At 63.0% G+C, this 14,012-nt stretch carries 12 protein-coding genes; 8 read left to right on the forward strand and 4 right to left on the reverse strand.

The window, feature by feature from the left end; translation table 11 throughout:
- Positions 1 to 59: 59 nt before the first annotated feature.
- The 3 genes from flgA to flgF are packed head-to-tail and all read right to left on the reverse strand — an operon-like array spanning position 60 to position 2,719.
- A complete protein-coding gene (flgA, locus tag GSQ88_RS16045) occupies positions 60 to 1,139 on the reverse strand; it encodes a flagellar basal body P-ring formation chaperone FlgA (RefSeq protein WP_502706736.1) in 1,080 nt (359 codons plus the stop codon).
- Positions 1,140 to 1,144: 5 nt separating this feature from the next.
- Positions 1,145 to 1,933 (reverse strand): flagellar basal-body rod protein FlgG, encoded by a 789-nt coding sequence (gene flgG / locus GSQ88_RS16050; protein ID WP_159008698.1) that lies wholly within the window; start codon positions 1,931 to 1,933, stop codon positions 1,145 to 1,147.
- A 21-nt stretch (positions 1,934 to 1,954) separates the two neighbouring features.
- Positions 1,955 to 2,719 carry a flagellar basal-body rod protein FlgF gene (gene flgF, locus GSQ88_RS16055; protein WP_159008699.1) on the reverse strand — a complete coding sequence of 255 codons (765 nt, stop codon included), beginning with the start codon at positions 2,717 to 2,719 and terminating at the stop codon, positions 1,955 to 1,957.
- 367 nt (positions 2,720 to 3,086) lie between these two features.
- Here flgF and fliL point away from each other — a divergent pair, with 367 nt between their 5' ends.
- From fliL to GSQ88_RS16085, 6 genes are all read left to right on the forward strand, one after another.
- The gene (gene fliL, locus GSQ88_RS16060; RefSeq protein ID WP_159008700.1) at positions 3,087 to 3,578 is read left to right on the forward strand and encodes a flagellar basal body-associated protein FliL; all 492 of its coding nucleotides are present in this window, start codon (positions 3,087 to 3,089) and stop codon (positions 3,576 to 3,578) included.
- A 17-nt stretch (positions 3,579 to 3,595) separates the two neighbouring features.
- Positions 3,596 to 4,798, forward strand: a complete 1,203-nt coding sequence (fliM, locus tag GSQ88_RS16065) for a flagellar motor switch protein FliM (protein ID WP_159008701.1) — start codon at positions 3,596 to 3,598, stop codon at positions 4,796 to 4,798.
- Positions 4,795 to 5,280 (forward strand): DUF6468 domain-containing protein, encoded by a 486-nt coding sequence (locus GSQ88_RS16070; RefSeq protein ID WP_159008702.1) that lies wholly within the window; start codon positions 4,795 to 4,797, stop codon positions 5,278 to 5,280. The genes fliM and GSQ88_RS16070 overlap by 4 nt, the downstream gene beginning before the upstream one ends.
- On the forward strand, positions 5,277 to 6,080 hold the full coding sequence (locus GSQ88_RS16075) for a MotE family protein (RefSeq protein WP_159008703.1): 804 nt from the start codon (positions 5,277 to 5,279) through the stop codon (positions 6,078 to 6,080). Before GSQ88_RS16070 ends, GSQ88_RS16075 begins: the two co-directional genes overlap by 4 nt.
- A gap of 116 nt (positions 6,081 to 6,196) precedes the next feature.
- A complete protein-coding gene (locus GSQ88_RS16080; protein WP_159008704.1) occupies positions 6,197 to 9,976 on the forward strand; it encodes a tetratricopeptide repeat protein in 3,780 nt (1,259 codons plus the stop codon).
- Between the two features lie 121 nt (positions 9,977 to 10,097).
- The gene (locus tag GSQ88_RS16085) at positions 10,098 to 10,334 is read left to right on the forward strand and encodes a hypothetical protein (RefSeq protein ID WP_159008705.1); all 237 of its coding nucleotides are present in this window, start codon (positions 10,098 to 10,100) and stop codon (positions 10,332 to 10,334) included.
- Positions 10,335 to 10,486: 152 nt separating this feature from the next.
- Here GSQ88_RS16085 and GSQ88_RS16090 read toward each other — a convergent pair whose 3' ends face one another.
- Positions 10,487 to 11,242 (reverse strand): hypothetical protein, encoded by a 756-nt coding sequence (locus GSQ88_RS16090; RefSeq protein WP_159008706.1) that lies wholly within the window; start codon positions 11,240 to 11,242, stop codon positions 10,487 to 10,489.
- Between the two features lie 665 nt (positions 11,243 to 11,907).
- Here GSQ88_RS16090 and ltrA point away from each other — a divergent pair.
- Both ltrA and GSQ88_RS16100 read left to right on the forward strand, forming a co-directional pair.
- Positions 11,908 to 13,239 carry a group II intron reverse transcriptase/maturase gene (gene ltrA / locus GSQ88_RS16095; RefSeq protein WP_159008707.1) on the forward strand — a complete coding sequence of 444 codons (1,332 nt, stop codon included), beginning with the start codon at positions 11,908 to 11,910 and terminating at the stop codon, positions 13,237 to 13,239.
- Between the two features lie 71 nt (positions 13,240 to 13,310).
- Positions 13,311 to 14,012, forward strand: a 702-nt coding sequence (locus tag GSQ88_RS16100; protein ID WP_210253827.1) for a hypothetical protein, incomplete at its 3' end; no start/stop codon positions are given.

The following is a 14,012-nucleotide window of genomic DNA, read 5'->3' on the forward strand; positions in this document are numbered from 1 at the left end:
GAGCCGGTCGATACCCAACGAATTCATACAAGACTTCACACGATACTTGGACATCGAACTTACTCGGCTTTTTGAGCGACTGACGAACTGGTGCTGGAGGCGACCGAAACCGGCGCGGCTTCGGCCGATCCGACGCTGGAAGTATCCGAGGCGGGGGGAAGACGCGGCGTTGCGACGCTGATCGCGATTTGGCCGCGGCCGATCACGACGCCCGAGACGGTGCGCTTGGATTGCAGATTGGTGACGTTGATCACGTCGCCCTCGGTGCCGTTCTCCATCGCCTTGCCGCGAATGGTGAGGTACAGACCGGAGGATTCGTAGATCAAGGTGACGTTGTCGTCGCGCTGCACGAGGTCCGGCTTGGCGAGATCGGCGACCCGCAAGGCCTGGCCGGCGCGAGCCTGTCGTCGCATTTGCATCCCGACCGCGAGATTGCGCACGGCGGCGTCGCTTCCGACTTCGGTTTTCGTGCGCCGCTCGGTCATCACATCGGAGGATTTGAGGATATCGCCGTGCTGGACGTCGCGGGTCAGCACGGCCGCCTCCAAGGTCTCGATCACGGTGCCGGTGAAGCGCAGCCGGGTCGGCTTGGCATTGTTTTCGCTGCCGACCTCGAAGCTGACGTCGAAGCGGCCGTTGCGCGGCTCGTAGCGGGTCGCGACCGGCTGTATGGCGCCGCTAAAGGAGGCTTCGAGCTGGACCTCCTGAAGATCGCGATCGAAGGTCAGCGAAAGGTTGACGGCCTCGCCAAGGCCGCCGCGATGTTCCAGCGCATGCGCCACCTGGGACTGAATGTCCTTGACCTCGATGGCGCGCGACAATCTCGTGACCGAGACCGCCTTGATGTCCTTGGTGTCGACGCCGATCACCTGATGGGCCTGCAGCGCGGTGAGCAGCTGCGTGGTCGGCAACGAGCCGGTGGTGCCGAGGTCGGGGGCGCGATAGATCGCGATCTGCGCCGCCGTGCCGGCATTGTCGATCACGTCGCCGATCCGCACCACGTCGTCGGCGACCGTGACATTGGCGCGAAGCACCGGCGCCGCGATCACGTCGTCGCTGCTCTGGGCGAACGCGGTCGCGGCGGTGGCCACGAGCAGCGCGGCCGCGAACAGAACCGAACGAACGATGATCATCATCAGCTCCCTTACCGGAACAGCCCGGAGGTGGTTTGCAGCATCTGGTCGGCGGCGCTGATCACCTTGGCGTTCATTTCATAGGCGCGCTGCGCGGCGATCATGTTGGACATCTCGGAAACCACGTCGACGTTGGACTGTTCGAGGCTTCCCTGGGTGATGCTGCCGTAGCCTTCGGCGTTGGCGAGGCCGTCCTGCGGCGGGCCCGACGAGGGCGTGTCCTGGAATAAGTTGTTACCGACCGGCAGCAGCCCGGCCTTGTTGATGAAGCGGGTGAGGCTGATCTGGCCGATGATGGTCGACGTCGTGGTGTTCGGCAGTGTCACCGACACCTGGCCCTGCGAGTTCACCGTCAGGCCGGAAGAGTTCTGCGGGATCGTGATCGCCGGCTGCACCAGATTGCCCTGGGCGTTGACGATGCGGCCCAGATTGTCCATCTGGAAGGTGCCGTCCCTGGTGTATTGAAAGGTGCCGTCCGGCATCTGGATCTTGAAGAAGCCTTCGCCGGTGATGGCGACATCGAGATCGTTGCCGGTTTGCGACAGCGTTCCCTGCGTCATCGCCCGCGGCGTTCCGACGGTCTTCACGCCGCCGCCGACATCGATGCCGATCGGCAGGATGGTGCCCTGGTCGGAAGATTGCGCGCCGACACGGCGGATGTGCTCGTAGATCAGGTCCTGGAACGCGGCGGTCTGTTTCTTGTAGCCGGTGGTCTGCAGGTTCGCGATGTTGTTGGCGATGACGTTGACGCTGAGTTCCTGGGCCGCCATTCCGGTCGCGGCAGTGTTGAGCGCTTGCATGGGTTATCTCCGAAAATGGTCTTAAGCCGGAACGTCGGCGAGCTTCTCGATCGCAGTTTTGTGCAGGTCGCTTTCCTGTTGCAGCAGGGTCGCGATTTGGGTGTAGGTCCGCGTCACCTGGATCATGCGGCTCATCTCCGCTACCGAGCTGACATTGGATTTTTCCAGGTAGCCCTGCTGCAGCTGCGACTTGGTGTCGGGCTGCGCTGCGCCACCTTCACCGGCGGAATAGAGGTTGGAGCCTTCCTTCAAGAGCTTCTGCGCATCCGCAAAGCTGACGAGGCGAAGCTTGCCGCGTTGCGCATCGGTCCGGCCGGTGCCCTCCACCACGGTGATGGTGCCGTCGGGTGAAACGTTGACGTCATGATCGGCCGGCTGAAACACGATCGGTCCGGCGGTGCCCTGCACCGTATCGCCGGCCGCCGTCACCAGCTGGCCCAGATTGTTCATATGCAGGCCGCCATCGCGGGTGTAGCGCTCGCCACCGGCGGTCTGCACCACCAGGAAGGCGTTGCCGGAAATGGCGACGTCGAGCGGGTTGCCGGTTTGCTCGGTTGGGCCTTGCGAGAAGTCGCGGTAGGTGCCGCGATCCTGCACATAGCTGAGGCGGCGATCGCGACCGACGAATCTGTCTTCGTGGGCGCCCGGCATCAGATATTCCTCGAACAAGGAGGAGTCGGACTTGAAGCCTGCCGTGTTGACGTTGGCGATGTTGTTGGCGACGACGTCGAGCTGTCGCTCCAGCGTCGTTTGCCGCGAAAGTCCGATGAGAAGCGTATTCTCCATCGATGGTTCTCCCCTTGAGTGATCCGCTGCCTCAGCCCTCCCAGGCCGCATCGGCGGATGCTGCGAACCCTTGGCTCTCCCAAGCCGCCGGTTCGCTTAACAACAGAGCGAAAGCCGTGCCAGTTTGGAAAGTGTCTATTTCACAACGGCTTAGATGTTTTGCGGGGGGTGCCAACGGGCGGCAATAAGGTCTTGTTGACCATGTTTGCCCGGCAACTTTTTCCTACCTGCCGGTCAAACGAAAGGTTCCGTTAACCATTATTACCTTAGCGTCCGTATCTAGAGAGCGCATGTGCGCTGGCGGCATTGTATCGCGTTTTAAAGCCTGTCCGGCGGCATTGAATTCACGGCGACACCGGGCGGGGCAATGGCGGACAGCGACAAGGCAGACGACGGCGCGGCGGAAGCCGCGGGCGCCGCGCCCAAAGGCAAGCTCAAGCTGATCATCGCAGGCGTCGGCCTGCTCGCCATCCTCGGCGGCGGCGCCGGCTGGTTCTTTTTCTTCCGTCATCACGGCGAAGAGGTGCACGCCGAAGCGCCTCCCGCCAAACCGCCATCCTTCGTCGATGTGCCGGACCTGATGGTCAACCTGGCGGGCTTGCCGGGTGAGCGCGTGCAATACCTAAAAGTGAAGGTCACCCTCGAGGTCAAGGAAGAGAAGCAGGTCGAGGCGATCAAGCCGACGCTGCCGCGCGTCACCGATATTTTCCAGACCTATATGCGCGAGCTGCGGCCGGCCGATCTGAACGGCTCCGCCGGGCTGTTTCGCCTGAAGGAGGAATTGACCCGGCGGGTTAACGCGGCGCTCGCGCCCAACGAAGTCAGCGCTGTGCTGTTCAAGGAAATCGTCGTTCAATGACGAGACGGATTTAGGTCATGGCGGGCAACGATCAAGTCGACCAGGATGCCATCGCAGCGCAATGGGAAGCCTCGCTGGATTCGGAGGATCCGACGGCGGCCGCTGAAGCGGCTGCCGCCAACGAACTCTCCGGCACGATGGCGCTGCAATGGGCGGCCATGGTCGAGGACGGCGGCCGCGAGTTCGGCGGCGGCAAGAACGGCGGCGAGCGCGTTCTGTCGCAGGAAGAAATCGACAATTTGCTCGGCTTTAATGTCGGCGACGTCAATGTCGACGAAAATTCCGGCATTCGCGCCATCATCGATTCGGCGATGGTGTCCTACGAGCGTCTGCCGATGCTCGAAATCGTGTTCGACCGGCTGGTGCGGTTGATGACGACGTCGTTGCGCAACTTCACCTCGGATAACGTCGAAGTCTCGCTCGATCGCATTACCTCGGTGCGGTTCGGCGATTATATGAATTCGATCCCGCTGCCGGCCGTGCTCAGCGTGTTCAAGGCCGAGGAGTGGGAAAATTTCGGTCTGGCGACGGTCGATTCCAGCCTGATCTATTCGATGATCGATGTGCTGCTCGGCGGCCGCCGTGGCCAGACTTCCTTACGCATCGAAGGTCGTCCGTATACTACCATCGAAACCAATCTCGTGAAGCGGCTGGTTGAAGTAGTGCTGGCCGACGCCGAGCAGGCGTTCCGGCCGCTGTCGCCGGTGACCTTCACCATCGATCGCCTGGAAACCAATCCGCGCTTCGCCGCGATCAGCCGGCCCGCCAACGCCGCCATCCTGGTGCGGCTGCATATCGACATGGAAGACCGCGGCGGCAATATCGAGTTGCTGCTGCCTTACGCGACCATCGAGCCGATCCGCCCCGTGCTGCTGCAAATGTTCATGGGTGAAAAGTTTGGGCGTGATCCGATCTGGGAAGGCCATTTTGCCACCGAAGTCGCGCAAGCTCAGATTTCGGTCGATGCCGTGCTCTATGAAGCCGACATTCCGCTCAAGCAGCTGATGAAGCTGAAAGTCGGCGATACCCTGCCGCTGGAAATGCGCGCTGACGCGCTGGTGGAGGTGCGCTGCGGCAACGTCACCTTGACCGAGGGGCGGATGGGCCGGGTCGGCGACCGCGTCGCCATTCGCGTCACCAAGCAACTGCGCAAGCCCAACACCACCTTCGCGATGTTCGAGAAGGCCGATGAGCAAAACAAGGCACTGGAGGCCCAATGAGTCACTCATTAGGAATTGCAATCGAGAGCCTGGTCGCATTGTTGCTGGTGGTCACGATAGGCTATTGCATGCTGTTGAATGCGCGGTTGAAACGCCTGAAGGCCGACGAGAATTCGCTGAAGGCGACCATCGCCGAGCTGATCACCGCGACCGAAATCGCCGAGCGCGCCATCGGCGGGCTCAAGCACACGGTGCGCGACGTCAACGAGAATCTCGGCAGCCAGTTGACCGCCGCGAGCCAGATGTCGCAGCAACTGAAGAAGCAACTCGCCGAAGGTGACAACGTCGTTCGCAGGCTGTCCAAGATCGCGAGCGCCGCGCGGCCGTCGTCCGAGGCAGCTCCGGCCGCGGTTGCGCAGGCCGCGGCGCCGCAAGCCGCCGTTCTCCAAGTTGCTGTCCCGCAAATATCGAGCGCCAAGGCGATCGCCCAGGCCGCCCAGGCGTTTTCCGAACGCAGAAGGTCCAATGGCCTCGCCGCATGAAAGCCTTTCGTGACATTCGCGTTATGCCGGTCGTCGTGGTTGCGATTTTCGGCTTTGCGGTCCTGAAGATCGCGGGCCTCGTGATCGACGGCGGCTATGTGTTCGATTACGACCCGCAGCCGACCCAGAAATCCTGGGCGCAGGACAGCTTCAATTTTCCGACCGGCAGAACTGTTGCGGGCAGCAAGGTCGATCCCGGCGGCGGCGACATTACCGGTTCGGTCGACGAGAAAAAGGAAGAGAAGAAAGAAGAGCCGCCGAAGCCGGAGGCGCCCGCGGTCGAGCCATCCAAGCCGCAGGGATCGGTTACGTTGCCCCCCGAGGGCCAGGCGCCGGTATCGGCTTCGGAGCGCGCGGTGCTGGAGCGGCTGCAATCGCGGCGGCAGGAACTGGAAGCGCGGGCGCGCGAGATCGATATTCGCGAGAGCCTGCTCAAGGCCGCCGAAAAGAAAGTTGAATCGCGCGTCGAGGAATTGAAGGGCGTCGAGTCCAGGATTTCCACCGCGACCGACCAGAAGGCCGAGGCCGATGCCGCGCGCTTCAAGGGCATCATCACGATGTATGAGAGCATGAAGCCAAAGGACGCCGCCAAGGTGTTCGACCGACTCGAGATGAGCGTGCTCTACCAGATCGCCTCGCAGATCGCGCCACGGAAGATGTCCGATATTCTCGGCCTGATGCAGCCGGAGGCGGCCGAGCGCCTGACCACTGAAATGGCGCACCGCGCCGGATCGGACCAATCCGCCGCCGCCGAGCTGCCCAAGATCGAAGGCAAGATGCTGCCGCAAAAGACCAATTAGCCGGGATAATTAACAAGTCCTTAAATCGCCAATTCTAGATTCACATGCGCGGGCGAGGGCGTTCCGCGGCCGATCAAGTCGGCGAACCGAGAGATTCCCAAGGGAATACCAAGTCAATGGCGCGAACGGCTGCCGCTGGATTTTGGTCGCTCGTCCGCGCCTCGGCGCGGACCGCCTCGCGCTGGCCGGGCGTACGATCCTTGCGATCCTGGCCATCCTTGTTCACGGCCATCCTGATCCTGATCGGATCGACGTGTCCCGGCTTTTGCGAGAGCGATCCGGTCAAGGGCGAAGCCACCTTGTCGGCCGCCGGCGGTTACGCCCGGCTGGTGCTGAAGCTTGCCGACGATGTCGATTCCGAGGTGACCACGGCCGGCAACATCATCGTGATCCAGTTCAAGCATCCGGTCGATATTCCGGTCGAGGCCATCGCGGATGCGGTGCCGGATTACGTCTCTTCGGCGCGGCGCGATCCCGACGGCACCGCGATCCGGCTGTCGCTGTCGCGCCGGGTGACGGTCAACACGATGTCGGCCGGCGAGCGGATCTTCGTCGATCTGTTGCCGGATAACTGGGTCGGCGCGCCACCGAGCCTGCCGTCCGACGTGATCCGCGAACTGTCCGAGCGGGCGCGCGCCGCCGAGCGCGCCTTGCGCGTGCAGCGCGCCACCGATGCGGCAAAGAAGCGGCCGCCGATCCGCGTTCGCGCGTCGGTGCAGCCGACCTTCGTGCGCTTCGTGTTTGAAATGCCCGACGGCGTCACGGTGTCGTCGGTGTTGAACGACCAGAAGCTCACGCTGTTCTTCAACGCGGTGCTCAACTTCGACCTGGCGGACGCCAAGGTGGCGGCGCCGGCCAATATCGCATCGATCAGCCAGAAGATATCGGGTGAATCCTCCGCGGTGGAAGTCGCACTGATCGGCGATGTCGATGTCCACTCGTTCCGCGAGGATCGAAACTACATTATCGACGTGGCGTTCCAGTCGGCCGAAAAGCCGCAGACGTTGCTGCCGGCCGCGGCAGTAGTGCCGCCGGCAGCTCCCGCGTTGGCGGTGCTCGCACCGGCCGCCGCCGCACCTGCGCCAACGGCACCGGTGGCCGCCGCACCGGCGCCAGCCGCGCCGATCGCCGCCGCGTCGCCTCCTGCACCTGCCTCGCCAGCATCTGCGCCGCCCGCGTCCGAGAAGCCGTCCGACAAAACGCCGCTGCCACCGCAAGCAAGCGAGAAGGCGCCCGCGAACCCGGACAAGCCCGCCAAAGAGGCCAGCGTCGAGGCCAAGCCCGAAATCAAACCGGAGATCGCGGCGAACGCACCTGCCGCGCAGGAAACGCCGCGCGCCGCGCCGCCGGCAAACGCGATGCCGCCGCTCGAGGCCCCGAAAGCCAGCGCCGCGGCAGCGCCTGCGGCGGCGGCAGCGCCCGTGGCTGAAACCGTGCCCGGCGACAACGCGGCTTCCGTCAGCGCGTTGCGCGACAGCGAAGGCCTGCACGTAACGTTTTCCTTTGCCACGATCACGCCGGCCGCATTGTTTCGCCGCGCCGATACGGTGTGGCTGATATTCGACACCACCAAGCCGATCGATCTCGCGCCGTTCAAAAACAATGGCGGCGCCATCATCGCCGAGTTGAAGCTGCTGCCGCTGCAAAACGGCCAGGCGATCCGGATCCGGCTCAACCGTCCCCAGATGCCTTCGCTGGTCGGCGATATCAAGGGCGGCAACGCCAACTGGACGCTCACCTTCTCCGATACGATGCAGACGCCGACGCAGCCGCTCGCGGCGACCAGGAACATCACCGATCCCGCGCTTGCCAATGTCACGGTGGCGTTGGCCAAACCCGGACGCCTGCACCGCGTGGTCGATCCGGAGGCGGGCGATACGCTGCTGGTGGTGACGGCGCCGCCACCGGTTCGGGGCTTCATCAAGCGACAGGACTTTGTCGAGATGTCGCTGCTGGAATCGATTCATGGCGTCGCGGTCCGTCCGAACTCCGATGACGTCACCGCCGAGATCGCGCCCGACAAAATCACGATCGGCCGGCCCGGCGGTCTGACGCTGTCGTCGGTGCATGCCGCAACCGAGCGTGCGCCGACGGTGCCGAAGGCGATTTTCGACGTCGCCGACTGGGACAACAACAAACAGGGCAATTTTGTCGCGGGCCAGGACGCGCGGCTCGAAGCGGCCGCAGCACTGGAGGCCGATCAACGACTGCCGGCGCGGATGGATCTGGCGCGTTTCTACATGGCGCGCGGGTTCTATCCGGAAGCCAAGGCCGTGCTCGATCTCGCGCTGGCTGACGCCAAGCCGGGCGCCGAGGATCCGGCCGCGCTGATCGTGCATTCGGTCGCGAGCAGCCTGATGGGCCGTCCGGGGCGGGCGCTGAAGGACCTCGCCACCCCCGTGATCGGAAACAATTACGACTCGCAGCTGTGGAAGGCGCTGGCCTTTGGCCGGCAGGGCAAATGGGCGGAAGCGCGCGAGAAATTCAAGAACGTCGAATTTGCCATCAATTCGCTGCCGATCGATCTGCAGCGTATCGTGATTTCGGACGCGATGCGGGCTTCGCTCGAGGTCAAGGATTATTCCGGCGCCGACAAGCGCAGCAGCGATCTGGAAGTTGTCGGCGTCCCGCCCGAACTGAAACCCGCGGTTTCGGTGATGCGCGGCCGGCTCGCCGAAGCGCTCGGGCACGACAAGGATGCCTTGACCCAATACGCCATCGCGATCGGCTCTTCCGACCGGCAGGCCGCGACGGAAGCCAAATTATGCGAGATCGTGTTGCGGCAGAAGCGCAACGAAATCAGCCAGGCCGACGCGCTGCGTGAGCTTGAGACGCTGGAAGTATTGTGGCGCGGCGACGCGCTCGAAGTGCGGGCGCTGGAAATGATGGCGCAGATCTATTCCGATACCGGACGCTACAATGAAGCGCTGGCGGCGTTCAGAACGGCGACCAGGCTCGATCCCAATTCGGAGATGTCGCGACAGGGGCAGGACGCCTCGTCGGCGTTGTTTGCGCAGATATTCCTGGGGTCGAAGGGCGACGACCTGCCGCCGGTCGATGCGCTCGGGATGTTTTACGAATTCCGCGAGTTGACGCCGATCGGCCGCCGCGGCGACGAAATGATCCGCCGGCTGGCGGACCGGTTGGTCGGGGTTGACCTGCTCGATCAGGCCGCCGAGCTCTTGCAATACCAGGTCGATCACCGGCTGGAAGGCGCGGCACGGGCGCAAGTGGCCGCGCGGCTGGCGATGGTGTACCTGACCAACCGCAAGCCCGATCGCGCCATCGCGGCCCTTCGCACCACGCGCATCGCCGATCTCTCCGGCGAATTGCGCCAGCAGCGGCTCTTGCTGGAAGCGCGCGCGCAAAGCGACGTCGGCCGTCACGATCTTGCGCTCGACATCATCTCGAATATCAGCGGCCGTGAAGCGATCCGGCTGCGCTCCGATATCTACTGGGCGGCGCGGCGCTGGCGCGAGGCGTCCGAGCAGATCGAATTGTACTATGCCGACCGGTGGCGCGACTTCAAACCGCTGAACCCGATGGAGAAGGGCGATGTGATCCGCGCCGTGGTCGGATACGCGCTGGCGGAAGACGCCATCGGGCTGGCGCGCTTCCGCGAAAAATACGCACCGTTGATGAGTGGCGATGCCGACCGCGCCGCGTTCGAGACCGCAAGCAAGCCGACCGCCACCACCAGCTCCGAATTCGCCGATATCGCCAAGATGGCGGCCAGCGTCGACACGCTCGACGGCTTCCTGCGCGACATGAAGACCCGCTTTCCCGACGCCACCGCGAAGGCGACATTGCCGCCGGGGACCGAGAGTGCCGATCAGTTCCCGACCGGCGCCTTGCCGCGGATCATCGGGCTGACCAAAGCGGACGCCGCCAGATAACGCCACAAGCGAATGCGGCTCGGATCGCAGGCAACGTGGCGCGTGTGGCATCGAGCCCCTCGACAGCGCCGCGCCGAAGCGGCAACCTGTGCGGGATCATCGCGCAGGGGAAACCGCGGTCATGAGCAAGCCGGTCAGAAGCGAAGCTGAACTCATTGCGATGGCGAGGGCGGAGCTGAAAGTGCACGCCGACTGCCCGGACGGCATCGTGATTTCGGTGCTGCGAAGCGACGATTCCTGGGAGTTTCGTGCCTCCGCCGATGCCGCGACGGTAGCAAAACCCGGCTACCCCGAATGCGTCGCGATGCTGGTGCAAGTCGGCGATCACCTGCGCAAGCAATATGACGTGAGCGGTTAGGGCTTGGAGCGGGCGGTGGATGTCCGCTTTGGTGCGCATCGCGGACCTGAGTCGGACATCGCCCCTTGTCCGAGAAGTGCCGCAAGGCGACATCTGCCACTGAAGAACTTGCCGCCGGCGCCCGATCAGGGCCCAAGCTACTCCTGTCCGCCCTAGTCCCGATAGTCGTATGATCCGGGCTCGCGGCTCCTGCCGATCAATTGGTTCGCACGTGGATTGTCGTTGGGGTCATCGAGGGCTTCGATGTCACTTTTGAGTTCTCGCCGCATAATCACGAGAAGCAACAGCACCAAACAAAGAAAGACGGCCACTCCTAAGTAGACGCTGTAGTGAGCCGCCCAGACCACTAGACCGAAGCCGACCCACATCAGGGACTCGAAGGCCACGTTCAAAAGAAGATATTGAGCGGCGTCGGCACTTTTTTCTCTGAACCGAGAGCCGAGCCGTGACTTCGGATCACTCAAGGCCCCCCAGGCCAGCAAGGCAAAAAAAGCGCCCACCGCAGCGACCAAGACGATAAGTGCCGCCACCACCCAAACTGACCAAGCTGACGACACCGCCACGTGATATGCTTGTCTCAGCATCGCAAAGACCACGCCGAACAGGAATAGCGACATCCCGCCACAGACGAGTGCAGCGACGCGGTATCGCGGCGGTACATTTCGCAGTTTTTTCATAGGTGCTGCAACATCGTTTGCGACGTACGTCGCCAGTCTAGGAGGTGCACGGACTTTTGAGGCAATTGGCATGAGTGCCACGCCGTAGCACATGAGTATTCCGCCGAAGCAAATGAGCACGACGGCCAATCCGGGCCAGCCACCCTCATTCATCAAAAGTCGGAACTCCTTCGTATGGCCAATGAGGAAGACTAAAAGAGCCAAAGGAACAATGATTTTGACAATCTTCATGACGTGGCCGAGAGAAAAATCAAAAGTGCCTCGAATGCTTCACTTCCATGGAGATAGGTCAGACCGGGCTGATTGGCGTTCAAGGGGAAGCAACACAAAAGCGTTATGCCGCGTCGCAACGGCGCACGCTGCGCAGTCGCATTTGGCTACCGTCGAATGTCCGCTCCGGGTGTGCGCCGTGGAAAGGCGGCGCTTTCCAGTGGGTGCGAGGCCCACCCGGCAACCGCTCCAGCCGGAAGCAACCGGAGCAGTCATGGAGGAGACGAAATGGCTGAAGCCTTCGGTTAGCGTGTCACGAATTGGTGACAGCGCGAGTGTGCAGGCCGTAACGCGAGTGAACGCCGAGCAAGCCTCGAAAAGGACAATGCGCAGGCCGACCCGACGACCCTTTCGGGGAAGGCTGATACGGCTGGGTGAAGCAGAGCGAAGAGTACGCCCAGCCGCTGCGCCGGGGTAGTGGCGACAGCATGCACACAAGGAAAGCGTACGCAACACGGGAAGCCCCATGGCGTGGTCAGCGATGACCAACCGAACGCCCGCGAGGGACAGGTCGGGCGCCTTGGGGTGGCGGAGAGGTTCGTAGTACCGCTGAAGCCGGGTAACTCCGGTGGAGGGAAGGGACCTCAGTTCAAGACAAACGCAACAAGTGGTGAGGGATTTGGAGATTGGGCAACCTATCAACTCCGAAAACTGTTCAGAAACTGCAGAAGGCGTTGCACGCGAAAGCGAAGGCAGAAGCCGAGTATCGCTTCTACGCCCTGTACGACAAGATCAGTCGCGAGGACATCCTGGCGCATGCCTATGCCCTGTGCCGCTCCAACAAGGGCGCACCGGGAGTAGACGGCCAGAACTTCGCGGATATCGACGCGTACGGGGTGCGGCGGTGGCTTGGCGAACTGGCGCTTGCTCTCAGGCAAGAGACTTATCGACCGGACCCCATCAGAAGAGTGTTCATACCGAAGGCCAACGGCAAACTCAGGCCGCTGGGCATCTCGACCGTGCGGGATCGGGTCTGCATGACAGCGGCAATGCTGGTGCTGGAGCCGATCTTTGAAGCCGACCTTCCACCAGAACAGTATGCGTACCGTCCCGGGCGAAACGCCCAGCAGGCGGTGATCGAGGTGGAAGGGCTGCTGTTCCGAGGCCATCCGGAAGTCGTCGACGCCGACCTCGCGGACTACTTCGGGAGCATCCCCCATGCCGAACTCCTAGAGTCGGTAGCGCGCCGAATTGTTGATCGGCGCGTGCTGCATCTGATCAAGATGTGGCTGGAGTGCCCCGTGGAAGAAACCGACGATCGAGGACGGAAGACACGCACGACCGAGGCTCGGGACAAGCGGCGTGGCATCCCGCAAGGCTCACCCATCTCACCACTACTGGCGAACCTTTACATGCGCCGGTTTGTGCTGGGTTGGAAGAAGCTCGGGCTGGAGCACAGCCTCGGCACGCGCATCGTGAATTATGCCGACGACCTCGTGATCCTGTGCCGGAAAAGCACCGCCGATGAGGCGCTGCAACGACTGCGCGAGATCATGGGCAGGCTGAAGCTCACGGTGAACGAGGAGAAGACACGAATCTGCAAGGTGCCGGAAGGCGAGTTCGACTTCCTGGGATACACGTTTGGGCGGATGTACTCAGCGAGAACCGGAAAGGCCCGCCTGGGTCACCGGCCATCAAAGAAAAGCATCAGGCGCATGGTCGAGAACGTCCATGTTCTGACCGACCGAGCGGGTACCTGGCAAGAGACCACGGAGTTGGTGGGTCGGTTGAACCGCGCGCTACGCGGATGGGCCAACTACTTCAGTATTGGCACCGTCAACAAGGCGTATCGGACGATCGACAACTACACCGCTGTGCGGTTGCGCCGGTGGTTGCGCATCAAGCACAAGGTCAGGCGACGCAAGGGCGGGACCTATCCACTCTCGCACCTCTACGGGCACTTCGGGCTCGTACGCCTATGCCGGCTTGGGCACGACGTGCCGTGGGTGAAGGCGTGAAGTTTTGTCCGAGAGCCGGATGCGGGAGATCTGCATGTCCGGTTCGATGAGCGGGATGTGGAAACGGAGCCATGGCTGAACCACTAAGGCACCGCCAGACGAAAGAGGCGGCAACAGATATGTTCAGCCTACAGCCACCGCGCCACATCTCGACTCTACCCGGCTGGTTCAGCCGCAAGCGTGCGTCCGCGTCTCGATCGAAAGAATCCAAGGCAAAGAAGCCGCGCGCGCGCCGCAGCGGCATCATCGCGCTGGAGCCGCGCATGATGTACGACGGCGCCGGTCACGCGACGGCGACGCATCATTATCACGACGGCGCTGGCGATCACGGGCACATGCTCGCGGCCGAGAACAAGCTCGCACAGACGCCCAATGTGCAGACAACGAATGTGCAGGCGCCGCCGCCACCCACGATCACGGCGGTGGCGAGCCAACCGGTCAACGGCGGCACGGTTGAAGTGCAGGGCACCGGCAAGGCAGGCGAAACCGTCAAGCTCTATGCCGACGGCAACACCACGACGGTTGTCGGCACCGGAACGGTCGGCGCGAACGGTGCGTTCGACATCACGACGTCCGCGAGCTTTGCCAGCGGCGCGCACAGCTTCACGGCCACGGAAACCGGCAAGCATCACGCCAGTGCGGCATCGGCGGCGGCCGATGTCGGTGCCAACGTCGCCACCTGGGTCAAGAATCCGACCGAGATCGTGTTCATCGATCAGCAGGTCCCGGATTATCAGGCCCTGGTTGCCGGCGTAAATCCCGGCACCGAGGTG

Origin of the sequence: Bradyrhizobium sp. S69 (assembly GCF_009766005.1) — a bacterium.
Classification (GTDB): domain Bacteria; phylum Pseudomonadota; class Alphaproteobacteria; order Rhizobiales; family Xanthobacteraceae; genus Bradyrhizobium.

Coding starts and splice junctions, on each gene's coding strand:
- flgG (WP_159008698.1), bottom strand. CDS start 1,933: ATGCAAGCGCTCAACACTGCCGCGACCGGAATGGCGGCCCAGGAACTC.
- flgF (WP_159008699.1), bottom strand. CDS start 2,719: ATGGAGAATACGCTTCTCATCGGACTTTCGCGGCAAACGACGCTGGAG.
- fliL (WP_159008700.1), top strand. CDS start 3,087: ATGGCGGACAGCGACAAGGCAGACGACGGCGCGGCGGAAGCCGCGGGC.
- fliM (WP_159008701.1), top strand. CDS start 3,596: ATGGCGGGCAACGATCAAGTCGACCAGGATGCCATCGCAGCGCAATGG.
- GSQ88_RS16070 (WP_159008702.1), top strand. CDS start 4,795: ATGAGTCACTCATTAGGAATTGCAATCGAGAGCCTGGTCGCATTGTTG.
- GSQ88_RS16075 (WP_159008703.1), top strand. CDS start 5,277: ATGAAAGCCTTTCGTGACATTCGCGTTATGCCGGTCGTCGTGGTTGCG.
- GSQ88_RS16080 (WP_159008704.1), top strand. CDS start 6,197: ATGGCGCGAACGGCTGCCGCTGGATTTTGGTCGCTCGTCCGCGCCTCG.
- GSQ88_RS16085 (WP_159008705.1), top strand. CDS start 10,098: ATGAGCAAGCCGGTCAGAAGCGAAGCTGAACTCATTGCGATGGCGAGG.
- GSQ88_RS16090 (WP_159008706.1), bottom strand. CDS start 11,242: ATGAAGATTGTCAAAATCATTGTTCCTTTGGCTCTTTTAGTCTTCCTC.